Source organism: Streptomyces sp. NPDC058796, assembly GCF_042745235.1.
GTDB lineage: Bacteria > Actinomycetota > Actinomycetes > Streptomycetales > Streptomycetaceae > Streptomyces.
On sequence record NZ_JBHYOP010000006.1, the window covers coordinates 211,310 to 233,825 of the forward strand.

General features: G+C 74.2%; 20 protein-coding genes. 7 read left to right on the top strand and 13 right to left on the bottom strand.

Annotated elements, in window-relative coordinates; all coding sequences use genetic code 11:
* The first annotated feature begins 230 nt into the window (after positions 1 to 230).
* Positions 231 to 1,088, top strand: a complete 858-nt coding sequence (locus ACFW47_RS17325) for a hypothetical protein (protein WP_386276704.1) — start codon at positions 231 to 233, stop codon at positions 1,086 to 1,088.
* 64 nt (positions 1,089 to 1,152) lie between these two features.
* Here ACFW47_RS17325 and ACFW47_RS17330 read toward each other — a convergent pair whose 3' ends face one another.
* Positions 1,153 to 1,596: a DUF6299 family protein gene (locus tag ACFW47_RS17330; protein WP_386276706.1), complete on the bottom strand. Its 444-nt coding sequence runs from the start codon at positions 1,594 to 1,596 to the stop codon at positions 1,153 to 1,155.
* A 268-nt stretch (positions 1,597 to 1,864) separates the two neighbouring features.
* Between ACFW47_RS17330 and ACFW47_RS17335 the strand changes: the two genes are divergently transcribed.
* The gene (locus tag ACFW47_RS17335; protein ID WP_386276708.1) at positions 1,865 to 2,074 is read left to right on the top strand and encodes a DUF5999 family protein; all 210 of its coding nucleotides are present in this window, start codon (positions 1,865 to 1,867) and stop codon (positions 2,072 to 2,074) included.
* Positions 2,075 to 2,096: 22 nt separating this feature from the next.
* On the opposite strand, the gene ACFW47_RS17340 is transcribed toward ACFW47_RS17335, so the two are convergent.
* The 3 genes from ACFW47_RS17340 to ACFW47_RS17350 are packed head-to-tail and all read right to left on the bottom strand — an operon-like array spanning position 2,097 to position 4,579.
* The gene (locus ACFW47_RS17340) at positions 2,097 to 2,924 is read right to left on the bottom strand and encodes an alpha/beta fold hydrolase (RefSeq protein WP_386276710.1); all 828 of its coding nucleotides are present in this window, start codon (positions 2,922 to 2,924) and stop codon (positions 2,097 to 2,099) included.
* Positions 2,925 to 2,951: 27 nt separating this feature from the next.
* Positions 2,952 to 3,350 carry a RidA family protein gene (locus tag ACFW47_RS17345; RefSeq protein ID WP_386306187.1) on the bottom strand — a complete coding sequence of 133 codons (399 nt, stop codon included), beginning with the start codon at positions 3,348 to 3,350 and terminating at the stop codon, positions 2,952 to 2,954.
* Positions 3,347 to 4,579, bottom strand: a complete 1,233-nt coding sequence (locus ACFW47_RS17350; RefSeq protein WP_386276714.1) for an acyl-CoA dehydrogenase family protein — start codon at positions 4,577 to 4,579, stop codon at positions 3,347 to 3,349. Before ACFW47_RS17350 ends, ACFW47_RS17345 begins: the two co-directional genes overlap by 4 nt.
* A 112-nt stretch (positions 4,580 to 4,691) precedes the next feature.
* Here ACFW47_RS17350 and ACFW47_RS17355 point away from each other — a divergent pair, with 112 nt between their 5' ends.
* The 3 genes from ACFW47_RS17355 to ACFW47_RS17365 all read left to right on the top strand — a co-directional run bounded on the left by ACFW47_RS17355 (position 4,692) and on the right by ACFW47_RS17365 (position 8,230).
* The gene (locus ACFW47_RS17355; protein ID WP_386277188.1) at positions 4,692 to 6,398 is read left to right on the top strand and encodes an AMP-binding protein; all 1,707 of its coding nucleotides are present in this window, start codon (positions 4,692 to 4,694) and stop codon (positions 6,396 to 6,398) included.
* A gap of 15 nt (positions 6,399 to 6,413) precedes the next feature.
* On the top strand, positions 6,414 to 7,253 hold the full coding sequence (locus ACFW47_RS17360) for a PaaX family transcriptional regulator C-terminal domain-containing protein (RefSeq protein ID WP_386276716.1): 840 nt from the start codon (positions 6,414 to 6,416) through the stop codon (positions 7,251 to 7,253).
* Positions 7,254 to 7,336: 83 nt separating this feature from the next.
* Positions 7,337 to 8,230 carry a sulfotransferase family protein gene (locus ACFW47_RS17365; RefSeq protein WP_386276718.1) on the top strand — a complete coding sequence of 298 codons (894 nt, stop codon included), beginning with the start codon at positions 7,337 to 7,339 and terminating at the stop codon, positions 8,228 to 8,230.
* On the opposite strand, the gene ACFW47_RS17370 is transcribed toward ACFW47_RS17365, so the two are convergent.
* Together ACFW47_RS17370 and ACFW47_RS17375 are read right to left on the bottom strand one after the other, a co-directional pair.
* Entirely contained in the window at positions 8,218 to 10,623 is a 2,406-nt protein-coding gene (locus ACFW47_RS17370) for a bifunctional salicylyl-CoA 5-hydroxylase/oxidoreductase (protein ID WP_386306188.1), read from the bottom strand. The genes ACFW47_RS17365 and ACFW47_RS17370 overlap by 13 nt on opposite strands.
* A 3-nt stretch (positions 10,624 to 10,626) precedes the next feature.
* A complete protein-coding gene (locus ACFW47_RS17375; RefSeq protein WP_386306189.1) occupies positions 10,627 to 11,454 on the bottom strand; it encodes an enoyl-CoA hydratase family protein in 828 nt (275 codons plus the stop codon).
* Positions 11,455 to 11,636: 182 nt separating this feature from the next.
* Between ACFW47_RS17375 and ACFW47_RS17380 the strand changes: the two genes are divergently transcribed.
* Complete coding sequence (locus ACFW47_RS17380; protein ID WP_386276724.1) at positions 11,637 to 12,077, top strand: ATP-binding protein; 441 nt, start codon at positions 11,637 to 11,639, stop codon at positions 12,075 to 12,077.
* Here the strand turns inward: ACFW47_RS17380 and ACFW47_RS17385 are convergent.
* The 7 genes from ACFW47_RS17385 to ACFW47_RS17415 all read right to left on the bottom strand — a co-directional run bounded on the left by ACFW47_RS17385 (position 12,034) and on the right by ACFW47_RS17415 (position 20,750).
* Positions 12,034 to 13,482, bottom strand: a complete 1,449-nt coding sequence (locus ACFW47_RS17385) for an amino acid permease (protein ID WP_386276726.1) — start codon at positions 13,480 to 13,482, stop codon at positions 12,034 to 12,036. The two genes, ACFW47_RS17380 and ACFW47_RS17385, sit on opposite strands and share 44 nt — an antisense overlap.
* Before the next feature lie 106 nt (positions 13,483 to 13,588).
* Positions 13,589 to 14,596 (bottom strand): ornithine carbamoyltransferase, encoded by a 1,008-nt coding sequence (gene argF, locus ACFW47_RS17390; protein WP_386276728.1) that lies wholly within the window; start codon positions 14,594 to 14,596, stop codon positions 13,589 to 13,591.
* A gap of 60 nt (positions 14,597 to 14,656) precedes the next feature.
* On the bottom strand, positions 14,657 to 15,880 hold the full coding sequence (locus ACFW47_RS17395; RefSeq protein WP_386276730.1) for an arginine deiminase: 1,224 nt from the start codon (positions 15,878 to 15,880) through the stop codon (positions 14,657 to 14,659).
* Positions 15,881 to 15,954: 74 nt separating this feature from the next.
* Complete coding sequence (locus ACFW47_RS17400; protein WP_386306190.1) at positions 15,955 to 17,967, bottom strand: aKG-HExxH-type peptide beta-hydroxylase; 2,013 nt, start codon at positions 17,965 to 17,967, stop codon at positions 15,955 to 15,957.
* A gap of 146 nt (positions 17,968 to 18,113) precedes the next feature.
* Positions 18,114 to 18,356: a hypothetical protein gene (locus ACFW47_RS17405; protein ID WP_386306191.1), complete on the bottom strand. Its 243-nt coding sequence runs from the start codon at positions 18,354 to 18,356 to the stop codon at positions 18,114 to 18,116.
* 103 nt (positions 18,357 to 18,459) lie between these two features.
* On the bottom strand, positions 18,460 to 19,590 hold the full coding sequence (locus tag ACFW47_RS17410; protein WP_386276743.1) for a caspase family protein: 1,131 nt from the start codon (positions 19,588 to 19,590) through the stop codon (positions 18,460 to 18,462).
* The gene (locus tag ACFW47_RS17415) at positions 19,587 to 20,750 is read right to left on the bottom strand and encodes a hypothetical protein (protein ID WP_386306192.1); all 1,164 of its coding nucleotides are present in this window, start codon (positions 20,748 to 20,750) and stop codon (positions 19,587 to 19,589) included. Before ACFW47_RS17415 ends, ACFW47_RS17410 begins: the two co-directional genes overlap by 4 nt.
* Before the next feature lie 178 nt (positions 20,751 to 20,928).
* On the opposite strand from ACFW47_RS17415, the gene ACFW47_RS17420 reads away from it, so the two are divergent.
* Positions 20,929 to 22,245 carry a cation:proton antiporter gene (locus tag ACFW47_RS17420; RefSeq protein WP_386306193.1) on the top strand — a complete coding sequence of 439 codons (1,317 nt, stop codon included), beginning with the start codon at positions 20,929 to 20,931 and terminating at the stop codon, positions 22,243 to 22,245.
* Positions 22,246 to 22,516 lie beyond the last annotated feature (271 nt).

A 22,516-nucleotide genomic window follows, 5' to 3' on the forward strand; every position in this document is an offset into this window, starting at 1 on the left:
GAATTGGTGACGCTTGGCCCATACACCTACCGGCCTGGCAGAAACCACTGGCCGTCACCGAGCGACGGAACTCTGACCAGAGGCGGACTCCCCGTCCCGCTCCGGGTGACGGAGCCCGTGCTGCGGCGTTTCCTGGCCGTCATGGCCGACCTCGAGGCCGGCTTCGCCGAGCGCTGGGGGCGGTCCCAGGGGACCCTCACGTACACCCGGGCGGAGTGATCCCGGACGTCATGCACGAGGAACAGTTCCAGCACCACTTGTCCTACGGCGAGGGCCAGCTCCGTTCCACGGGAACCGGACGGCACCGCGCCCCCGAAGAGGCCTTCCAGGAAACCCTGGTCCCGCCGGAGCCCGGTTGGGACCCCGCCGAGGAGCTCGCCTTCCTGCTCCAGGACGCGATGGAGCAGCAGCCCCCCTCGCCGCACGGCCCGGACGCCTCGGCCCTCGCCCCCGCGCCCGGCACACCGCTGAGCAACCTGCAGGAGATCACGGCCGAGCTGCCGCCGTTGCGGGAGACACCCACGAGTCATCGCAGGATCCGCAGAAGGGTGAGCCGGCTGCGCGCCGCGAGCCTGTTCGTGGCGGCGCTCGCCGCGGTCATCGCGGCCTCCGTGAGCCTGTTCGGCGGCATGGTGGCCTATGAACCCCTGCGCCTGGCAGCCGTGACCCGCACCCGCGGCAGCGTCGTGTCCTGGTGGCCGCTGCTGGTCTACGGGCCCTGGCTGGTGGCGTCGCTGGCCGTGCTGCGGTCCGCGCTGCACCAGCGCCGCGCGGTCCATTCCTGGGCGGTGGTCCTGCTGTTCTCGGCCATCGCGATGCTGCTGTGCGTCGCCCAGGCACCCAGAACACTGAGCGACGCGGCGGCCGCCGCCCTGCCGGGGCTGGCCTCGCTGGTCTGCTTCCAGCAGATCGTGCGGCAGATCACGCTGACCCGCCCGCCCCGGCGGGCGGTGGTGCCGCGCCACCGGCAACGCGACACGTCCGGGACGGCCGGCCCGGCGTCTCCGGACCCGGTGTCCCTGCCGCAGCAGCGGCAGCGTCCCCCGCGCTCGCCGCGGCCGGGCCCGGAGGCCAGGAAGCGTCCCTGACCACGGCCGCCGATGCCGCGGGCCCCCGCACCGACCTGGTGCGGGGGCCCGCGGCGTCGAGGGCTCAGCCCTGGACCAGGGTCACGTCCTGGCCGTGCCGCGCGTGGAAGCTGGGGAGCGGCACGATGCCCACGGGGCGCAGCTCCATCAGGGTGGCTTCGACGTGGGCCGCGCCGGGCTTGAGGGTGACCGAGTCGGGTGTGCCCGTGTTGACCCAGCGGTGCTCCAGTCCGTCGCAGACCGCGCGGGTGCCGCCGACGCCGTAACGGACCGACGGGTCGCTCTGGCTGACCGTGGAACTGACGTAGACGGGACCGGTACCCGCGGTGCAGCGGTAGGTGCCGGACAGGGTGACGGTGCCGTCCGCGGCGATGCGGCCGGTCGGGTCGACCGTCACCGACTCCGTGACGTGGCGGGCGTCGTGCGGGGCCGCCGTCGCGGCGGGGGCGGCCAGCAGGAAGAGGGCGGCGCCGGCGGCCGTGGCGAGGGCCGCGGATCGTACGGGCATGGGGACCTCCCGGTCGGGTGTGGAATGGGGGGTTCCACTGGTACCGGGCGGACGGGCCGGCGGGGGTGACCGTCACCCCTTCGGTGGCGAGTCCCGTCCGGGCTCTCACGGTGGCGGGTCCGCTTCGGCCGTCGTGGAACGGTCGCCGGGTTGTCCGGGTGTTGTCACGCTTGCGGGCCGGGTCTTGGCGATGACCCGGTGCCGGGCGCACGGTCTGTGCATGCGACGGTCCCGACGACGGGACGGTCTCCCGATGTGGAGGTGCGCCATGTGTACCCACCGGTCCTCCTGCCCCGCGGCCGGCTCCCCCGCCGCGCGACCGGCGTCCACGCACGTCGTCGCCGCCCACCCCGAGCAGGGGTGGAGCCTGCTGTGCGACGGCACGATCGTCTTCGACGACACCGGCGAGCTGCGGCCCGACGGCCGGGTGGTCGGGCCGCGCCGGGTGCCGGCCGGGCGACTGGCGATGGCGGCCTGACCGGCCGTGCCCGGTGCGGGGCTCAGGGCTTCTCGGCGATGAACTCCCGCAGCAGCGAGGCGAGCAGTTCCGGCTGGTCCTCGGCGACGAGTGTCCGGGTGTCCTCGATCTCCACCAGCCGGCCCCGCGGCAGCAGTCCGGCCAGCCGCCGGCCGTGGGCGCGGGGCATCATCAGGTCCTCGGTCGCCCAGACGACGAGAGCGGGCCGCTCGAAGCGCCGCAGCCCCTGGGCGGCCGCCAGCAGTTCGTCACGGCGCACATGCGTGTTGTAGTGCCGGAAGTCGCGCCGGATCGCTGGGTCGGTGCGCAGCGGGCGCAGCCAGCCGTCGACGATCGTGTCCGGCACGGGCCGCTTGGTGAGCGCGCCGATGCCGACGGGGAGCCGGCGCAGCGGCTTCAGCCCGAGCACTCGGACCAGCAGGGACACGCCGCCGGGCACCCGGCAGGCGGCGCCGATCATCTTCCCGGGCAGTCCCGGCGGGTAGTTGTCGAAGGCCTCGCACGCGATCAGGGCCAGCCGTGCGAGCCGCTCCGGGTGCCGGGCCGCCACCGTCTGGGCACGTCCGCAGTCGTTCTCGACCAGGGTGACGCCGGTGAGGTCCAGGCGGTCGAGGAACTCCGCGATCAGCTCGTTGACGAGGTCCGGTGTGGGCGGCCGGGACATGGGGCGGCGGTGGGCGCCGTAGGGCAGGGTCGGGGCGATCACCCGGTGGTCGGTGCGCAGGTCGGCGATCACGTTGCGCCAGACGGTGGCGTCGTGGACGAGGCCGTGGAGGAGGACGACGACGGGGCCCTCGCCGCCGGTGTCCTCGTACTCGATGGTTCCCGCGGTCAGCTGGATGTCCGGCATGCCCGAACTCTAGGCGGCGCGGCTCGGCTACGGCAGTACGGCGAACCCGTCCAGTTCCACCAACGCCCGCTCGTCCCACAGGCGTACGACCTCCACGACCGCCATCGCCGGGTAGTCGCGGCCGGCCAGTTCGCGCCAGGTGCGGCCGAGTTCGGCGGCGTGGGTGCGGTAGGCGGCGACGTCCGTGGCGTAGACGGTGACGCGGGCCAGGTCGGCGGGGGTGCCGCCGGCGGCGCGCAGGGCGGTGAGGAGGTTGGTGAGGGCCTGCTCGAACTGGGCGGGGAGGGTGTCGCCGGTGACCTTGCCGTCGGTGTCCAGGGCGGTCTGGCCGGCCAGGAACACGACGCGGGTACCGGTGGCGACGACGGCGTGGGAGAAGCCGGCGGGCGGGGAGAGTTCGGGCGGGTTCAGCCGTTCGGCGGTCAACTTCCGGCCTCCTCGGTCGTCGCGTCCAGAGTGCGGTACAGCTCCTTGGCGATGATGCCGCGCTGCACCTCGCTCGCGCCCTCGTAGACGCGCGGGGCCCGCACCTCCCGGTAGAGGTGTTCGAGGAGGTGGCCGCGGCGCAGGGCGCGGGCGCCGTGCAGCTGGACGGCGCGGTCGACGACGTACTGGGCGGTCTCGGTGGCGAGGAGCTTCGCCATCGCGGAGCGGCGCGGGACGTCCGGCGCGCCGTCGTCGTACGCCGTGGCCGCCGCGTAGACCATCAGACGGGCCGCCTCGGTGCGCAGGGCCATCTCGGCCGTCTGGTGGGCGACGGTCTGCAGGTCGCGCAGTCGGCCGCCGAAGGCCTCGCGGGCGGTGGTGTGCGCGAGGGTGGCGTCGAGGGCCGCCTGCGCCATGCCGACGGCGAAGGCGCCGACGCTGGGGCGGAACAGGTTGAGGGTGTCCATGGCGACCCGGAAGCCGCGGTCGACCTCGCCGAGGACGTCTTCGGCGGTGACGGGGACGGCGTCGAAGGCGAGGGCGCCGACGGGGTGCGGGGAGAGCATGTCGAGGGGGGTGCCGGTGAGGCCGGGGCGGTCGGCGGGCACGAGGAAGGCGGTGACGCCGCGGGCGCCGGCGCCGGGGGTGGTGCGGGCGAAGACGGTGTAGAAGTCGGCCTCGGGGGCGTTGGAGATCCAGCACTTCTCGCCGGTGAGCCGCCAGGCGGCGGGGCCGTCGCGGTGGGCGGCCAAGGAGGCAGCGGCGGGCCGAGCGCCGGGCGGCCCGCCGGAGTCGGGCGCGTCGGCGTCCGCCCGGTCCGCGCCGGGTTCCGCCCCGAGGGTCAGCGCCGCCGCGTCCGAGCCGGCGCCGGGCTCGCTGAGGGCGAAGGCGGCGACCGCGCTGCCGTCGCTCACCCGGGGGAGCCAGCGGGCGCGCTGTGCCTCGGTGCCGTGGGCGTGGACGGGGTGGGCGCCGAGGCCCTGGAGGGCGAGGGCGGTCTCGGCCTCCGTGCAGGCGTGGGCCAGCGACTCGCGCATCAGGCAGAGGTCGAGGGCGCCCGAGGCGAACAGACGGGGCAGCAGCCCGAGGACGCCGAGTTCGGCGAGGAGGGCGCGGTTCACCCGGCCCGGCTCGCCCTTCTCGGCCAGCGGGCGCAGCCGTTGGGCGGCCAGGGCGCGCAACTCGGCGCACCAGGCGGCTTGTGCCGGTTCGAGCGAGAATGCGGTCATCGACGGTCCCTTCCCCTGCACGTCCCCCGCTACGGCCCCCCGCTGCTTCCGCCTACTGCCTTCCGTGCCCCTTGCGCGCCGGGCCACGCCCGAGGCTATCGCGCACCGTTGACTGCCGTCACCAACACGATACGCTCGTTGCGCGAGCCCACCACGACAAAGGGGGCGAACCGCCATGGCGCAGACGCACCGCGCGGAGCCGCACCGCTCCGGCCACGCCGACACCTTCGCGCGCGACCACCTGCCGCCCCCCGAGCAGTGGCCCGAGCTCCGTTTCGATCTGCCGGAGCTGCGCTACCCCGCCCGGCTGAACTGCGCGACCGAGCTGCTCACCGGCCCGCCCGACGACCGCCCGGTCTTCCGCACCGCCTCCGGCGACCGCTGGACGTACGGGCAGTTGCGGGCGCGGGTCGACCGGCTCGCGCAGCTCCTCACCGGCGACCTCGGGGTCGTCCCGGGCAACCGGGTGCTGCTGCGCGGCCCCACCACCCCGTGGCTGGCGGCCTGCTGGCTGGCGGTGCTGAAGGCGGGCGCGGTGGCGGTCACCGTGCTCGCCCAGCAGCGCCCGCACGAGCTGCGCGCGATCTGCGGGATCGCCCGGGTGCGGCACGCGCTGTGCGACGTCCGGTCCGTCGACGACCTCGCCAAGGCGGAGGTGCCGGGGCTGCGGATCGCGACGTACGGCGGTGACGCGCCCGACGACCTGCTGACCCGCGTGGAGTCCGGCACGGAGCCCGGTACGCCGTATCCGGCCGCGGACACGGCGGCCGACGACGTGGCCCTGATCGCGTTCACCTCCGGCACCACCGGCCGGCCCAAGGGCTGCATGCACTTCCACCGCGACGTGCTGGCGATCGCCGACACCTTCTCCGCGCACGTGCTCAGGCCGCGCCCGGACGACGTCTTCGCGGGCAGTCCGCCGCTCGGTTTCACCTTCGGCCTGGGCGGGCTGGTGATCTTCCCGATGCGGGCGGGAGCGAGCGCGCTGCTGCTCGAACAGGCGGGCCCCCGGCAGCTGCTGCCCGCCGTGGCCGAGCACCGGGTGTCGGTGCTGTTCACCGCGCCGACGGCGTACCGCGCGATGCTCGACGAGGTGGACGCGTACGACGTGACGAGCCTCAGGCGCTGCGTCTCGGCGGGCGAGAACCTGCCCGCGGCCACCTGGCGGGCCTGGCACGACCGCACCGGACTGGGCATCATCAACGGCATCGGCGCCACCGAGCTGCTGCACATCTTCGTCTCCGCGGCCGACGGTGACATCAGGCCCGGCACGACCGGCGTCCCGGTGCCGGGGTGGCACGCGCGCGTGCAGGACGAGGCCGGGGTCCCGGTGCCCGACGGGGAGCCGGGGCTGCTGGCGGTGCGGGGACCGGTGGGCTGCCGGTACCTGGCCGATCCGCGGCAGCGGGAGTACGTGCGGGACGGGTGGAACATCACCGGGGACACCTACGTGCGGGAGCCCGACGGGTACTTCCGGTACGTGGCCCGCGCCGACGACATGATCATCTCCGCCGGGTACAACATCGCCGGGCCCGAGGTGGAGGACGCCCTGCTGCGCCACCCGGACGTGGTGGAGGCGGCGGTGGTGGGACGGCCCGACGCGCACCGCGGGCAGGTCGTGGTCGCCCACGCGGTGCTGCGGGAGGGCGCCGAGCGGGACGCCGACGCGCTGCGCGCCTTCCTCAGGGCCGAGCTCGCGCCGTACAAGTGCCCGCGCGAGATCCACTTCCCGGACGCGCTGCCGCGCACGGCGACCGGGAAGCTCCAGCGCTACCGGCTGCTCCCGCCGTCCGGCCGTCCCCGGGGTGACCAGGCGTGATGACGACAACCTAAGATGATCAACGTGTCCGAGCAGCACGCGCAGCACGCCCCGAGGTCCCTGATCGTCACGCTCTACGGCGCTTACGGCCGCTTCGCGCCGGGCCCGGTGCCCGTCGCCGAGCTGATCCGGCTGCTGGCCGCGGTGGGGGTGGACGCCCCCTCCGTACGCTCGTCGGTGTCCCGGCTGAAACGGCGCGGACTGCTGCTGCCCGCCCGCACCGCCGAGGGTGCGGCGGGTTACGAACTCTCCCCCGAGGCCCGGCAGCTGCTGGACGACGGGGACCGGCGCATCTACGCCACGGCACCCTACGAGGACCAGGGCTGGGTGCTCGCGGTGTTCTCGGTGCCGGAGTCGCAGCGGCAGAAGCGGCACGTGCTGCGCTCCCGCCTGGCGGGGCTGGGCTTCGGCACCGCGGCCCCCGGCGTGTGGATCGCGCCCGCCCGCCTGTACGAGGAGACCAGGCACACGCTGGGGCGCCTGGGCCTGGAGCCCTACGTGGACTTCTTCCGCGGTGAGCACCTGGGCTTCACGCCGACCGCCGAGGCGGTGGCCCGCTGGTGGGACCTGGCCGCGGTCGCCAAGGAGCACGAGGCGTTCCTCGACCGCCACGCACGCGTGCTGCGCGACTGGGAACGCCGGGCCGACACCCCGCCCGAGGAGGCGTACCGCGACTACCTCCTCGCGCTGGACTCCTGGCGCCACCTGCCGTACGCCGACCCCGGTCTGCCCTCGCGGCTGCTGCCCGAGGGATGGCCCGGTACGCGCTCGGCGGCCGTCTTCCACGCGCTGCACGAGCGGCTGCGCGACGCGGGGGCGGTCTACGCCGCGCTCGACACCGCACCCCCTCAGTGACTCTCGTCACATTTCACGGTGAACGAGGAACCCTCAGCCTTCTCAGACCCTCTTCTCAGATTCGTCACCTACCGTGCGGACGCATGAGTCTCGCACGTAACTTGAACCGGGCCCTCACCGCCGCCACCGGCCTCCAGGTACGGAGAGCTCCCCACCGAGCGAGGGGGAAGAAGACGTCCGCCGCGCCGGAACCCGCCCAGCGGCCCGCGCCCGCCTACCGGTGTCCGCCACCTGGGGAGCTGGCGACCGAGCGGCTGCTGCGACGGCCCGTCTTCATCATCTCCTCGATCCGCTCCGGCTCCACCCTGCTGCGCATGATGATGGGCGCCCATCCCCGGCTGCACGCCCCGCACGAGCTGCACCTCGGCCGGATGGAGGTCGTCTGCACCAACTGGTTCTCCCAGCGCGCGATGAGCACCCTCGGCCTGGAACGCGGCGACCTGGAGCACCTGCTGTGGGACCGCGTCATGCACCGGGAGCTGACCAGGTCCGGCAAGGACTTCGTCGTGGAGAAGACCCCGGCCAACGTCTACATGTTCCGGCGCCTGAAGGACTGCTGGCCCGACGCGCGCTTCGTCTTCCTGCTGCGCCACCCCGAGTCGATCGCCCGCTCCTGGCACGAGAGCGACCCCGTCAAGCGGCCGTACGACAAGGCCGTCGGCGAGGTGCTGCCCTACGTGAACGCCGTCGAGGAGGCCCGCACGGCCGACTCCGACGGCTTCACCGTGCGCTACGAGGACATCACCGACGCCCCCGAGCGGGAGATGCGCCGCCTGTGCGCGTTCCTGGACGTCGACTACGACCCGGCCATGCTCGACTACGGCCGCAAGAGCGACGGCGAGCTGGTCCGGGGCCTCGGCGACTGGCGGGACAACATCCGCACCGGCACCGTCCAGCCGGGCCGCGCGCTGCCCGCCGACGACGAGATCGCCGGCCCGCTGCGACCGGTGAGCGCGGCCTGGGGCTACGCGTCCTGACGTCCGCCGTGCAGCGTGAGCCTCGGCTTGGGGGCGTCGGTGCGTCCGGTCACCGGGCGGCGGCTGCCCGCCCGGTACGGGGCCGGCCATACGACGCCCGGCCCCTCGTAGCCCTGCTCGGCCGCCGCGTGCAGCGTCCAGTGCGGGTCGTAGAGGTGGGGGCGGGCGAGGGCGCACAGGTCGGCGCGGCCGGCCAGGATCAGCGAGTTCACGTCGTCCCAGGAGGAGATCGCGCCGACGGCGATCACCGGAACACCCGCCTCGTGCCGGATGCGGTCGGCGTACGGGGCCTGGTACGAGCGCCCGAACTCCGGCCGCTCCTCGGCCACGACCTGCCCCGTGGACACGTCGACGGCGTCGGCGCCGTGTGCCGCGAAGGCGCGGGCGACGGCCACGGCCTCCTCGGGGCTCGTGCCGCCCTCGGCCCAGTCCGTCGCGGAGACGCGTACGGTCATGGGCCGGTCCTCGGGCCACTCGGCGCGTACGGCGTCGAAGACCTCCAACGGGAAGCGGAGCCGTTTCTCCGGTGAGCCGCCGTAGGCGTCGCTGCGGCGGTTGGTGAGCGGGGAGAGGAAGCCGGAGAGCAGGTAGCCGTGGGCGCAGTGCAGTTCGAGCAGGTCGAACCCGGCCCGTGCGGCGCGGCGGGCGGCGGCCGTGAACTGCTCGCGCACGTCCGTGAGCTGTGCCCGGGTCAGCTCGCGCGGGACCTGGCCTCCCGGCTTGTACGGCAGCGGGGAGGGGGCCACCAGGGGCCAGTTGTCCTCGGGGAGCGGTTCGTCCATGCCCTCCCACATCAGCCGGGTCGAGCCCTTGCGACCGCTGTGCCCGAGCTGCACGCCGATCGCGGTGCCGGGCGCCTGCGCGTGCACGAAGTCCGTGATCCGCCGCCACGCCTCGGCCTGGCGGCCGGTGTAGAGGCCCGCGCAGCCCGGGGTGATGCGGCCCTGCTCGCTGACGCACACCATCTCCGTCATCACCAGCCCGGCGCCGCCCAGGGCCCTCGCCCCCAGGTGAACCAGGTGGAAGTCGCCGGGTACGCCGTCGGCGGCCGAGTACATGTCCATCGGGGAGACGACGACGCGGTTGCGCAGGGTCAGTCCGCGCAGCCGGAACGGGGTGAACATCGGGGGCGTGCCGGGCGGACAGCCGAACTCGCGCTCGACGGACCCGGTGAAGCGGGCGTCGCGCAGCCGGAGGTTGTCGTGGGTGACGCGACGGCTGCGGGTGAGCAGGTTGAAGGCGAAGCGGCGGGGCGGCTGGCCGAGGTACCGGGGCAGGTCCTCGAACCACTCCAGGCTGGCCTTGGCCGCCCGCTGGGTGGAGGCGACGACGGGTCGCCGCTCCTCCTCGTAGGCGGTGAGGGCCTGCTCCAGGGTGGGCTGTTCCTCCAGACAGGCGGCGAGCGCGAGGGCGTCCTCGACGGCGAGCTTGGTGCCGGAGCCGATGGAGAAGTGGGCGGTGTGGGCGGCGTCGCCGAGCAGGACGACGTTGCCGTGCGACCAGCGTTCGTTGACGACGGTGCGGAAGGTGGTCCACGCCGACTTGTTGGACTTCAGCGGCCGGCCGCCGAGGGCGTCGGCGAAGATCTTGGCGCAGCGGGCGGTGGACTCGGCCTCGCCAAGCTCGTCGAAGCCGGCGGCCTTCCAGACCTCCTCGCGCATCTCGACGATGACGGTGGAGGCGTCGGGCGCGTAGGGGTAGCCGTGCAGTTGCATCACGCCGTGCTCGGTCTCGGCGATGTCGAAGCGGAAGGCCTCGAAGGCGAAGTCGGCGGCCAGCCAGATGTAGCGGCAGCGGTGGGCGGTGAGGTGGGGGCGGAACGCGTCGCGGTAGGTGTCGCGGGTGGCGCTGTGTACGCCGTCGGCGGCGACGACCAGGTCGTACTCCCGCGCCAGCCGGTCCGGGGGCGGGGCCTCGGTGCGGAAGCGCAGGTCGACGCCGAGGGAGCGGCAGCGGTCGTGCAGGATCTCCAGGAGGCGGCGGCGGCCGAGGGCGGCGAAGCCGTGTCCTCCGGATGTCTGGCGGGTGCCTCGGTGGGTGATGTGGATGTCGTCCCAGCGGACGAAGTCGGCCTGGAGGGCCGCGTACACCGCCGGGTCGGCGTGTTCGATGCCGCCTAGGGTTTCGTCGGAGAGGACCACGCCGAAGCCGAAGGTGTCGTCGGGGGCGTTGCGTTCCCAGACGGTGACCTCTCGGTCGGGGGCGAGGCGTTTGAGGAGGGCGGCGGTGTAGAGGCCGCCGGGGCCTCCGCCGATGATCGCGGTGCGTAGGGGGTGGCCTGTCGTCGCGGGCGGGTGCGGCGGCGTGGTGGCTGGTCGCGCCCCGCGGCGGAGCCGCATATCGACGCTGTCCCGCGCCCCTGAGGCCGGCACGCCCCCCTGCGTTGAAGACATGCCCTACCTCCCTTGCCACTTCGGGGGTCGCTTTTCTGTGAAGGCCGCGTGGAACTCGGCGTAGTCCTCGCCGTTCATCAGGAGGGCCTGGGTCGACGCGTCCAGTTCCACCGCTGCCGCGAGCGGCATGTCCAGCTCTGCCGTGAGGAGGGCCTTGGTCTGGGCGTGGGCGAGGGCCGGGCCGTCGGCCAGGCGGCGGGCGAGGGTCCGGGCTGCCTCGTCGGCGCGGCCCTCGTCGGTCAGCTCGCTGATCAGGCCGATCCGCTCGGCCTCCGGCGCCCCCACCGCGTCGCCGAGCATCAGCAGCCGGGTCGCGTGGCCGAGGCCCACCACCCTCGGCAGCAGGTACGCCGCGCCCATGTCGCCGCCGGAGAGGCCGACGCGGGTGAAGAGGAAGGCGAAGCGGGCGGACGGGTCGGCAACGCGGAAGTCGGCGGCCAGCGCGAGGACCGCCCCCGCCCCGGCGGCGACGCCGTGCAGCGCGGCGATCACCGGGAACGGGCACTCCCGTACCGCCCGCACCACCTGGCCCGTCATGCGGTTGAAGTCGAGGAGCTGGGCGGTGTCCATGGAGAGCGTGGCGCCGATGATCTCGTCGACGTCGCCGCCGGAGCAGAAGCCGCGCCCCTCCCCCGCCAGCATCAGCGCCCGCACGGACCGCTCACGGGACAGCTCGGCGAGCAGGTCGCGCAGGTCGGCGTAGGCCTCGAAGGTGAGCGCGTTGAGCTTGTCGGGGCGGGCGAGGGTGACGGTGGCGACGCCGTCGGTGAGGTCGACGCGCAGGTGCCGCCAGTCGGAGGTGGGGGCGGCGGAGCCGGTGAAGGGACTCATGACACTCGAAGCTATCACCGTTCTGTGACTGTCGTCACGGGTGCGCGATAGGAGCGACGGGCGCGTGAGGGCCGGGCCGAAGGTCCCGGGCGGTGCCCGTCGAACGGCTCTGCCGGTGGCGCCGTACCATTCATAAGGTTGAAAGCAGGACAGGACCGCCTGCTCCACGAAACGGACCCGCCGTGCACGATCACCCTTCCGCCCCCGCCTCCTGGCGCATCGCGCTGCCGCACTCCGCCGCGGCCGTGCCGGTGGCCCGCGCCCTGGTACGTACGGCGCTGTCCGAGCTGGAGCACACGGCCGACGGCGACACCGCGGAGCTGCTCACGGCGGAGCTGGTGGCGAACGCCGTCGAGCACACCGCGGGCGGGTCGCCGATCGAGCTGGTCGTGGAGCTGATGCCGACCAGCTGCCAGGTGGAGGTCCACGACCCGGACCCGTCGCCGCCCGGCGACCTCACCCGCCCGGACAAGGAGCCGCCCGACCCCTGGCAGGAGCACGGGCGCGGTCTGCTGCTGATCCGCGCCCTCAGCTCGTCCTGCGGTCACCGGCCCACCGGGGCGGGCAAGGCGGTCTGGTTCAGGCTTCCTGCGGTACCCGCTCAGCGGGGTCCCTCGGAGTGACGTCCGTGTCCGCCCGGGCCAGGCGGGAGTGCCGGCGCCCGTAGGCGGCGTACACCAGCAGGCCCACGGCGAGGAACACCGCGAACTGGAGCCAGGTCGCCGCGCCCGTCTCGTAGATCAGGTACAGGCAGAAGCCGACGCCGAGCAGCGGCGTGACCGGGTAGAGCGGCACGCGGAAGGTGCGGGCGAGGCCCGGCTCGCGGCGGCGCAGCGCGATCACGGCGACGTTGACGGCGGCCATGGTGGCCAGCGTGCCGATGGTGCAGAGGTTGACCACGGCGTCGAGCGGGGCGAAGGCCGCGGGCAGGGCGAAGAGCACGCCGACGATGAGCGTGCCGGCGACGGGGGTCGCGGTGCGCGGCGAGACCTTCTCGAAGACGCGCGGGATCAGGCCGTCCCGGGACATGGACATCAGGATGCGGGTCTGGCCGTACATCACGGCGAGCACGACGGAGGCGATGGCGACGACCGCGCCGAAGGCGACCACGCCGCCGCCGACGGCGGAGCCGGTGACCTCGTTCACGACGTAGGAGAGGGCCGCGGGCCGGTCGCCGACCTGGTCGCCGCCGACCGCGCCGATCGCGGCCACGGCGACCGCGCAGTACAGCAGGGTGACCAGGCCGATGCAGACCAGGATCGCGATGGGGATGTCCCGGCGCGGGTTCTTGGCCTCCTCGCCGGCCGTGGTGATCGCGTCGAAGCCGATGTACGAGAAGAAGGCGGCCGTGGTGCCGGCGCCGATGCCGCCGAGGCCGGCCGGGGAGAACGGGCTGAGGTTGCCGTCCTCGAAGGCGTAGAAGCCGATGGCGCAGAAGGCGATCAGGACGGCCAGCTTGAGGACGGCCATCGCGGCCGTGGCGCGGGCGCTCTCCCGCACGCCGCGCACCAGGAGCACGCAGGCCAGGGCGATGACGATCACCGCCGGGAGGTTGACCGCGCCGCCGTCGCCGGGGCCGGCGGAGAGCGCGTGCGGGAGGTGGACGCCGAGCACGCTGTCGAGCAGTTCGTTGACGTACTGGCTCCAGCCGACGGCGACCGCGGAGACGGAGACGCCGTACTCCAGGAGCAGGCACCAGCCGACCAGGAAGGCGGTGCGCTCGCCGAGTCCGGCGTAGGCGAAGGAGTACGAGGAGCCGGAGACCGGGATGGCGCCGCCCAGCTCGGCGAAGGCGAACGCGGTGAAGACACAGGTGATCGCGGCCAGGACGAAGGAGACCACGACGGCCGGGCCGGCCTCGGCGACCGAGTCGGACAGCCCGACGAAGATGCCGGTGCCGACGATCGCGCCGACGCCGAAGCAGACGAGCTGGAACAGCCCCATTGTGCGCTTCAGGCCGTGGCCTTCGCGGTCGGCGCCGGATTCGGCGACCAGGAGGTGGGGGGACTTGACGCGGGAAGCGGGCATTGCGGGTGGTGCTCGTTTCTGGTGGTGCGGGGGGCGCGACGGTGGTCGCGGCCGGCGGCACCGGAAGGGGTGGCTCCGGGGCCGCCGGTCAGGATAACGGTCCTGGTCAGGCCAGCGTGGCGACGAGGACGGCCTTGATGGTGTGCAGCCGGTTCTCCGCCTCGTCGAAGACGACCGAGTGCGCGGACTCGAAGACCTCGTCCGTGACCTCCAGGGAGTCGAGCCCGTGGGCCTCGAAGATCTCCTGGCCGACCTTGGTGTCCAGGTCGTGGAAGGCGGGCAGGCAGTGCAGGAACTTCACGTCCGGGTTGCCGGTGGCGCGCAGGACGTCCATGGTCACCGCGTACGGGGCGAGGGCCTTGATCCGCTCGGCCCAGACGTCCTTGGGCTCGCCCATGGAGACCCAGACGTCGGTGGCGACGAAGTCGGCGCCGCGCACGCCCTCGTCCAGGGTCTCGGTGAGGGTGACGCGTGCCCCGCTGGACTCGGCGAGCGCCTTCGCCCGGTCGACGACCTCCTGGGCGGGCCAGAAGGCCTTCGGGGCGACGATGCGCACGTCCATGCCGAGCAGGGCGCCGGTGACCAGGTAGGAGTTGCCCATGTTGAAGCGGGCGTCGCCGAGGTAGGCGAACGTGATCCCGTGCAGCGGCTTGTCGCTGTGCTCGGTCATCGTGAGCACGTCGGCGAGCATCTGGGTGGGGTGCCAGTCGTCGGTCAGGCCGTTGTAGACGGGGACGCCGGCGAAGGCGGCCAGCTCCTCGACCTTCTGCTGGCTGTCGCCCCGGTACTCGATCCCGTCGAACATGCGCCCCAGCACGCGTGCGGTGTCCTTCACGGACTCCTTGTGACCGATCTGCGAGCCCGCGGGGTCGAGGTAGGTCGTCGAGGCGCCCTGGTCGGCGGCGGCGACCTCGAACGCGCACCGCGTGCGTGTCGAGGTCTTCTCGAAGATCAGCGCGATGTTCCGGCCCTGGAGATACCGTGTCTCGGCCCCGGACCGCTTGGCCGCCTTCAGCTCCGCGGCCAGCTCGACCAGGCCGCGGAACTCCTGAGCGGTGAAGTCGAGCTCCTTGAGGAAGTGGCGGCCGGCGAGGGCGATCGGGACTGTCGCCATGGGGTGCTCCAGAAGTACGGGGACGGGATTCAATGGAACACTATACGAGAGATTGAATTCTTATACGGCCCGTCGTTCCACCGGGCAGCTCATGCAGCGCGGGCCGCCCCTGCCCCGGCCCAGTTCGCTGCCCGGGATCTCGATCACCTCGATGCCCTGTTTGCGAAGGTGGGTGTTGGTGGTGGCGTTCCGCTCGTAGGCGACGACGACCCCCGGCTCGACGGCCAGCACGTTGCAGCCGTCGTCCCACTGCTCGCGCTCGGCGGCGTGCACGTCCTGGGTCGCGGTCAGCACCCGGATCTCGTTGAGGCCGAGACCGGCGGCGATCGCGCGGTGCATGTGCTCCGGCGGGTGGTCGGTGACCTTCAGCTCCTTCTCTCCCACGCCCGGCTCGATGGTGTAGGAGCGGAGCATGCCGAGCCCGGCGTACTGGGTGAAGGTGTCGCCGTCGACCATCGTCATCACGGTGTCCAGGTGCATGAAGGCCCGTCTCTTCGGCATGTCGAGGGCCACGATGGTGCGGGCGGAGCCCGCCGCGAACAGCTTGTGCGCGAGCATCTCGACGGCCTGGGGCGTGGTCCGCTCGCTCATGCCGATGAGGACGGCGCCGTTGCCGATGACCAGGACGTCGCCGCCCTCGATGGTGGAGGGGTAGTCGGCCTGGCCCTCGGACCAGAGGTGGAAGGTCTCGTCGCGGAAGAGGGGGTGGTGCCGGTAGATGGCCTCGAAGTGCACCGTCTCGCGCTGCCGGGCGGGCCAGCGCATGGCGTTGATCGAGACGCCGTCGTAGATCCAGGCCGAGGTGTCCCGGGTGAAGAGGTGGTTGGGCAGCGGTCCGAGCAGGAAGTCGTCCAGTTCCATGGCGTGGAAGCGCACGGAGGTCGGCTCCGGGTGCGCCTCCAGGTACTCCCGCTTGGTCATGCCGCCGACCAGGGCCTCGGCGAGCTCGCGGGCGGGCAGCGTCTCGAAGGCGGCCCGGAGGTGGTCCGTGGCCAGCACTCCGTACTCCTTCTCGTCGAAGACCCGGTCCAGGACGAGCCGGCGGGCGGCCGGGACGTCCAGGGTCTCGGTGAGCAGGTCACCGAAGAGGTGCACCGCCACCCCGCGGTCGCGGAGCACGTCGGCGAACCCGTCGTGCTCGGCGCGCGCCCGGCGCACCCACAGCACGTCGTCGAAGAGGAGGGCGTCCTTGTTGCTGGGGGTGAGCCTTTTGAGCTCGAGATCCGGCCGGTGCAGTATGACGCGGGTGAGCCGCCCGGCTTCGGAGTCGACTTGGAATCCCATGCCTCCATCCTGACCATTCGGGCGCCTGTTCACCCCCTGCTTGCGCGGAACCGTGTCCTCGTGTCCGCCCGCTGTCAGCCGCCGGGCCGCGGCCGGACCAGCTCCGGGCGGGCCAGGGGTCGCCGGGTGGTGTGCCCCGGGTCCAGGGCCGCGCGGGCGACGATCCAGCCGGAGAGCGCGTGCGGGTCGGCCGGGTCGTGGGCCAGGTCCTTGGCGTAGCCGTCCAGTGCGGTGGCCGGGTCGCCCGCGGCGAGGTGCTCGTCGGCGGTGCGGGGGGCGGCGGGGCGGACGGCGAAGGCGTGGGTGCGGACGTCGGGCCAGAAGCCGCGGTCCGGGCGGAAGCGGAGGGTGCTGTCCGGGCCGTCCGGCGCGGCGACGTTGCGCAGCCGCCACTGGGTGCGGTGCAGGGCGGCGGCCGTACGGGCCCGCGCCAGGGCGGCCGGGTCGACGGGCACGCGCAGCCAGCCGTCCAGCGTGCGGGCGAGGCCGGTGACCAGACGGTGGCCCGGCGCGGTGAGCCGGGCGCTGGTCAGCAGGGTCCGCACGACCAGCCGGCTCTGCAGCCGGCGCAGCGCGAAGTGGTACGCGGCGGCCTCGGCGTGCTCCGGCTCGGCCAGCCGGTCCCGCCAGAATCCGGCGACGCCGGTGAAGGCGTACGCACCGTGCAGCAGACCGGTGAGGTGGCGCGGGTCGGCTCGCCAGGGGGCGTAGTAGCGCTCCGCGCGGTCGTCGTCGAGGAGGGGGAAGAGGTGGAGGAGGGCGGCGAGCTTGCTGTGCTGGAACTCGTGGACGAGGGTCTCGGCGAGGGCGAGCGCGGATCCGGGGCGGGAGATGAGCATGGCGCCGAAGGAGTCGCCGCTGGAGGCGGAGACCGCGACGGTCGGCGCGGCGGGCGGGGTGGCGGCGGTGCGTCCGTAGGGCACGACGGCGCGTATCAGGGCCGGATCGAGCCGTCCCGGACCCTGCTCGGTGCCGCTCGCTGCGAGTATCGCGACGGCGTCGTCGAAGACCCGCTGCCACTCGGCCGCCTCCTCGGCGTCGAGCCGCGCGGGCGGGACCGGGTCGTCGAGGTCGCGATAGGGGTCGAGGTCGTCGAGGGGGATGGCGACGGGGCCGGCGGGGGCGAGGTGGGTGAGGGTGCGGAGCGGGAGCCAGGGGGCCGTGCCGGTGGGCGCGCTCCCGGTGGCGGGGGGCGCCGTGCCGGTGGGCGAGCCCTCACCGGTGGAGGCAGACGCGGTCAGGCGGGTGCGGGAGGCGGCCGGGGGGCCGTCCGGCCCGGCGGGGGAAGATCCGGCTGAGCCGACGGCGGCAACACCCCCGGGGCCGTCCCCACCGGCGGACGGCGACCCCGAAGAACCGGACACGGAAGAGCCTCGGGAGCCGACCGTCGGGGTGGAGGGTTTCGCCGGACAGACCCGGGAAGCAGGGGCGGCGTCGGCCGGTCCGGTGGAAGGGGACACCGACGGGTGGTCGCCGGCGAGGCCCGGGGGCGGGTTCTTCGCCGGGGCGGTCTTCGGGTGGCATGTCACCAACGGCCGGGGGTCGTGGTCGCGGGGGCAGGTGAGGGTCAGTTTCAGTTCGCGCGGCCTCGTGATGGCCCGGGCGACGGACGGGCCCGGCGGCGCGTCCGGGACGCGGAGCAGGCCCAGGCCCGGCAGGTGCAGGCCGCCGTCGGCCAGCGGAACCGTCAGTTCCGCCTCCGCACCGGCGTGCAGTGCCGCGGTGACCGCCAGGACGTTCAGCCGGCCGGCCTCGGCCCACAGCGGCGGTCCGGTCGCGGTGCCGTGCACCCGGCGGAGCATGTGGGCGATCCAGCCGCCGGTGGTCGGCGCGAGCAGCAGCGCGTCGGCCGCCTCGGGCGCCCGCTCGGCGGCCGCCTTGAACACCTCCCAGGCCTCAGCGACCGGCGTCAGGGGCGTCGGCAGTGGGGCGAGCCGGTCCAGCAGCGTCCGCAGCAGGAGCAGCCGCCGGGCCCGTTCGCCGCGCTCCAGGAAGGCGACGGCCTCCGTGGAACCGCCTCCGGCGGCCAGTTCCGCGAAGAGCCGGTCCGGTACGCGGATCGGGGCGGGGCGCGGCTCGCTGGTCATGGGCGGGACCTCCGGGTCGGGGCGGACATGCCCGAACCCCGGCGGGCACGCGGTCCCGTCGGGTTCCGTCGCCGTCGGGCCGCCGGGGCCGGGGCCGGGCTGCGGGTCGGACGCGATGAGCTCGGTCGTCGGGTGCGCGGCGGCGGCTACTCGGCCCGGGCGCCGCCACCACCGCCCTCGCCGCCCCCTCTGATGCTGCTTCGGGCGCGCAGGACCTCTTCGAGCAGGCGGGCGGTGGGGCCGAGCGGCGTCAGACCGTCCACGGCGGTCAGGGGCAGCGCCGCGACGTCCGCCAGGTCCGACTCCCAGACGGCGTCGGCGCGCCCGGGGGCGGCCGGTCGCGCGCGGGCGGCGCTTTCGGCATGGCGCAGAGCGGGCGGCTGGTCCAAGATGCTCCCCCTTCTCGCACGGTGGCACTCGATGCCCCGCGTCTCTTTCCATCATGGCCATTTGAACGCATGTCGAAAACCGTACGATCACGCCACCCGATCATCACCTGGTGGGCGAGCGTCCCGAGGAGTCCACCAAATCCGTTATCGCTGCGGCGAGTTCGCTCTTGCGCTCCGGGTCGTCGTCGACGGTCACCACGGCGTCGAACAGATCCCACAGCGCCTGCGGACGGCGTCTCAGGAGCCCGCCCAGGATGCCGGCCGCGTCCGTACGCGCCTTGGTGTGACGGGGAAGTGTCCCGGTGACGGCCGGGCCCAGCGCGGCGACCACCGTCTGCCGTTCGGCCGGGTCGCTCATCAGCGGGTAGGCGAGGAGCGCGTCCACGGCCCGCAGCAGCGGGGAGGCCGGCCGCTCCCGGCCGCCGGGCACCGCCGGGACGAGGACCTCGGTGCGTTCGGGGCTCTGCAGCCGGATCTCGGGATACTGCAGAGTACGACCCGCCTCCCTGAGGGCTGCGATACGCGCTCGCACGGCCGGAAACAGTTCCTCCGGATCGGGCGGGGCGGGCAGCACGGCCGACCGGTCGGCCAGCAGGGCGAGCAGGACGTCGGAGAACAGACCCGTCGCGCGCACCGGGTCGTTGGCCGCCGTCCGCCCCCGTCCGGCGGCGCGCAGCACGGTCTGCCGGTGCGCGGTGCCACGCCTGCCGACGGGCAGCGCGTCCGGCGGCAGCGGCTCCCGGAAGGCGAGCGCCTCCTCGAAGGTCTCGCAGGCGTCCACCAGCCACAACTGGTCCGCGAGGCCCGGTACCGCGTCCCCGGCGTAGCGTTCCAGCGCGGAGTCCAGGTCGATGCCCAGCTTGTCCTCGGTGGTGGCGTCCGCGCAGAACAGCCGCAGGTGCCCGGCCCGGTCGAGGACGCCGTGCCCGCCCCACCAGACCCAGAGCACGTCGCCCCGGGCGGTCGGCAGTTCGCGTACGAGCCGCCGGCGCAGCGCGGCGTGGTCGGCGGGGGCGTACGGGACTTCGGGGACGTACGGCGGCAACGGCGCGAGGTGGAGGCGGATGTTGGCGTCCGGCACACCGGCGGCGCGCAGCAGGCGGTGGAAGCGGACGGCGTCGCGGGCGGGCCCGGGCAGGTCCCAGCCGGGGCCGGCGTCGTAGGTCTCGACGCCGACGACGAGGGCGTGCACGCGGGCGGGGTCCGTGGCCGGGGCGGGCGTCGGGCCGGTCACGGCAGCCGGTCCGCGATGGCCCGGTACACGTCCGGGTTGGTCCAGTAGGCGCTGTGCGCGGCGGGGAACGGCTGGCGGCTGTCCACGGCCACGTCGGTGACCCGGCCCGGGAACAGGCCGGCGCCGAGGTAGGAGAGCAGGTCCCGGGGGTCGTAGAGGTTGAGCCAGTCGGGGACGTGGGCCGGCAGGGGCGCGGGGTGTTCCAGGGAGGGCAGGGACCCGGACTCGTACAGGAAGGGCGCCTGGGAACCGGCGGTGACCAGCAGCCGGACCTGGGGCAGCGGGGTGAGGACCAGGGTGTCCAGGGCGATGATGCCGCCGAGGCTGTGGGCGACGATCGCGACGGGCGGCTCCAGTCCGGCGATCAGGGTGCGCAGTCCCGCGCGGACCGCCTCGCCCCGGCTGAGGTAGCGCAGGACGTCCCCGGCGGCGGGGTGGGCGGCCTCGGTGAGGGCGCGGCGGCGGCGTACGACGGCGCGGGAGGCCGCGGAGCCCGCGACCCGCAGTGCCAGGGAACGCACGCCGCGCTCCGTCCCGCGGGCGGGAGCCCCGAGAGTGGCGGAGAGCCGGCCGGCGACGGCGTCGCGGGTGGCGCCGACGGGCACGAGGGGCGCGTCCGAGTCGAGGAGGCCGGCGACGACCCGGGCGGTCAGGCAGCGGGCCGCGACTTCGGCGAGGTCGTCGGGGGCGAGGGAGGCGGCCGCGGCGGCCAGCAGCGGGTGGGCCGCGAGGTCGGCGGCGGCGCGGGCCAGGCCGGGGCCCAGCTCGGCCGCCGGGCCGTCGCCCTCGGCGGCGAGGGCGGCCAGCCGGGCCCGGAGGTGCTGGTCCGGTGGCAGGGAGCCGGGCGGCAGTTCCGCCGCCGGGGGCGAGCCGGCGGCGGCGAGCACCAGTTCGGCGTACGGGTCGGCGTAGAGGGCCGCCCAGTCGGCGGTGTCGTCGTCGGGCGCGTCCGCCGCGAGCGGGCCCCGGCCGGTGCCGGAGGAGGGGGGCAGGCTCGCCCCGCCGGCGGCGAGCACGGCTCCGTGCTCGCCGCCCCAGTAGTACGGGACGACGCGCAGCCCCTCGCGCAGTGCCGTCACTCCGACGGAGAAGCGCCCCGCGAGCGCAGAGAAGCCCGGCTCGCGCACTCCCGTGCCGTGGATGAAGACGACCGCCGTCATGTGCCCCCCGTGACTCTGGTGATTGTCCGTGAACGGCTTCCGATGGAGCGTCAGATCGTTTTTATTCTAGGCAAGTTGGAGCGCGTTCATGGGAACGCTTCGAACGCGGGGCCGCCGAACAGCGGGCCGTCGGACATGTCTGCGGGCCGGACGGCCACCGGACCAACGGGGGGACAGGATGAGCCCTGACGCGCTGATCACGCACTTCGTGGGGGTCTCGGCCCTCGTCCTGGTGGCGGCCCACGCGGCGGGCTGGCTGGCCCGGAGGCTGAAGCAGCCGTACATCGTGGGCCAGTTGTCGGCGGGCATCGCGCTCGGCCCCTCCCTGCTCGGCGCGGTGGCTCCCGACGCCCACGCGGCGCTCTTCCCCGCGGAGATCGGACCCGCGCTGACCGGCTTCGCGCAGTTCGCGCTGGTGGTCTTCCTGTTCGCGGTGGGCTACGAGCTGGATCTGAAGATCCTCGGCGACCGGGCCCGCACCTCGCTGACCGTGGCCCTGGCCTCCTTCGTGGTGCCGATGGCGGTGGGCTGCGGGGGCGCGCTGCTCTTCCGGGAGCAGCTGCACGGCCTGGGCATGCCGCGCGACCCGTCCCCCGCCATGGTGGTGTTCGCCGGGATCGCCCTGTCGATAACGGCGGTCCCCGTGCTGACGGCCATCGTGCGGGAGAACGAGCTGTCCCGTTCCGTTCCGGGGGTGGTGGCGGTGTCCGCGGCCGGGGTGCTGGACGCGGTGTGCTGGACGGTACTGGCGGCGGCGCTGATGGACGGCGGCGACGCGACGGCGCCGGCCTGGCCGTGGCGGGTGGCGCTGGCCGTCGGCTTCGTCACCGTGATGCTGCTCGCGGCCCGGCCGGTGCTGCGCCGGCTGCTGTGGCGGACACGGCTGGAGCCCTCGCTGCGGCTTGCGCTCCTGATCGGGTTCGCTCTCGGGTCGGCGTGGGTGACGCACTCCCTGGGCCTGCATGTGATCTTCGGTGCGCTGCTCGCGGGGGTGGTGGTGCCGCGCGAGGAGGGCGGCACGCTCGATCCGGACCTGCTGCGTCCGCTGCACGAGGTCAGCTCGCTGCTGCTGCCGTTCTTCTTCGTGCTCTCGGGTCAGTCGGTGACGCTGAACGGCATGGAGGGCGCGGGCTGGGCCGTCCTGCTGGTGGTGACGGTGCTGGCGGTGGTGACGAAGGTCGGCAGCGGGACGCTCGCCGCCCGGCTCGGCGGGCTGGACCGGCACGACGCGCGGACCGTCGGCGTGCTCCTCAGCGCCCGGGGCCTCACCGAGCTGATCGCCCTGGACGCCGGCCTTCGAGCGGGCCTGCTCTCCCCCGCGCTGTACACGGTGCTGGTCTTCATGGCCCTCGCCACCACCCTGTTCACCCAGCCGCTCCTGCTCCTGGCCCGCCGCCTGGCCGAACGCGACCGGGCCCGGTGCCCGTCCCCGGCCCGGCTCACCTCCCCGCCCGCCCAGGGCGGCACGACGACGGCACCGGCAGACCTGGGCTGAGCCCACGCACCCGGCAGCGCCCGCGCGCCGGTGCCGGGCGCGGCGCCCGGTGCCCTCCCGCCCGGCGCGTCACCCGGCGTGCGCCACGGGGCCCGGCGCGGGCACCCACCGGACAGCGCACCAGCAGGACACCGCACCGGCCCGGCCCCGCCGACCACACGGCATCCGCCGCCTACCGCCGGGGGCCGAGCCCTCCCCGGCGCACCGGACACGGCGCGGCACCGCACCACGACAGGCCGACGCACTCTTCTCCGCGCGCCCAGCACAGCGC

What these genes read in the sequence shown, in the direction of transcription:
- ACFW47_RS17420 (WP_386306193.1), top strand. Translation starts at nt 20,929, where the DNA reads ATGAGCCCTGACGCGCTGATCACGCACTTCGTGGGGGTCTCGGCCCTC.
- ACFW47_RS17330 (WP_386276706.1), bottom strand. Translation starts at nt 1,596, where the DNA reads ATGCCCGTACGATCCGCGGCCCTCGCCACGGCCGCCGGCGCCGCCCTC.
- ACFW47_RS17385 (WP_386276726.1), bottom strand. Translation starts at nt 13,482, where the DNA reads ATGCCCGCTTCCCGCGTCAAGTCCCCCCACCTCCTGGTCGCCGAATCC.
- argF (WP_386276728.1), bottom strand. Translation starts at nt 14,596, where the DNA reads ATGGCGACAGTCCCGATCGCCCTCGCCGGCCGCCACTTCCTCAAGGAG.
- ACFW47_RS17395 (WP_386276730.1), bottom strand. Translation starts at nt 15,880, where the DNA reads ATGGGATTCCAAGTCGACTCCGAAGCCGGGCGGCTCACCCGCGTCATA.
- ACFW47_RS17340 (WP_386276710.1), bottom strand. Translation starts at nt 2,924, where the DNA reads ATGCCGGACATCCAGCTGACCGCGGGAACCATCGAGTACGAGGACACC.
- ACFW47_RS17350 (WP_386276714.1), bottom strand. Translation starts at nt 4,579, where the DNA reads ATGACCGCATTCTCGCTCGAACCGGCACAAGCCGCCTGGTGCGCCGAG.
- ACFW47_RS17335 (WP_386276708.1), top strand. Translation starts at nt 1,865, where the DNA reads ATGTGTACCCACCGGTCCTCCTGCCCCGCGGCCGGCTCCCCCGCCGCG.
- ACFW47_RS17415 (WP_386306192.1), bottom strand. Translation starts at nt 20,750, where the DNA reads ATGACGGCGGTCGTCTTCATCCACGGCACGGGAGTGCGCGAGCCGGGC.
- ACFW47_RS17325 (WP_386276704.1), top strand. Translation starts at nt 231, where the DNA reads ATGCACGAGGAACAGTTCCAGCACCACTTGTCCTACGGCGAGGGCCAG.
- ACFW47_RS17360 (WP_386276716.1), top strand. Translation starts at nt 6,414, where the DNA reads ATGATCAACGTGTCCGAGCAGCACGCGCAGCACGCCCCGAGGTCCCTG.
- ACFW47_RS17375 (WP_386306189.1), bottom strand. Translation starts at nt 11,454, where the DNA reads ATGAGTCCCTTCACCGGCTCCGCCGCCCCCACCTCCGACTGGCGGCAC.
- ACFW47_RS17400 (WP_386306190.1), bottom strand. Translation starts at nt 17,967, where the DNA reads ATGACCAGCGAGCCGCGCCCCGCCCCGATCCGCGTACCGGACCGGCTC.
- ACFW47_RS17365 (WP_386276718.1), top strand. Translation starts at nt 7,337, where the DNA reads ATGAGTCTCGCACGTAACTTGAACCGGGCCCTCACCGCCGCCACCGGC.
- ACFW47_RS17370 (WP_386306188.1), bottom strand. Translation starts at nt 10,623, where the DNA reads ATGTCTTCAACGCAGGGGGGCGTGCCGGCCTCAGGGGCGCGGGACAGC.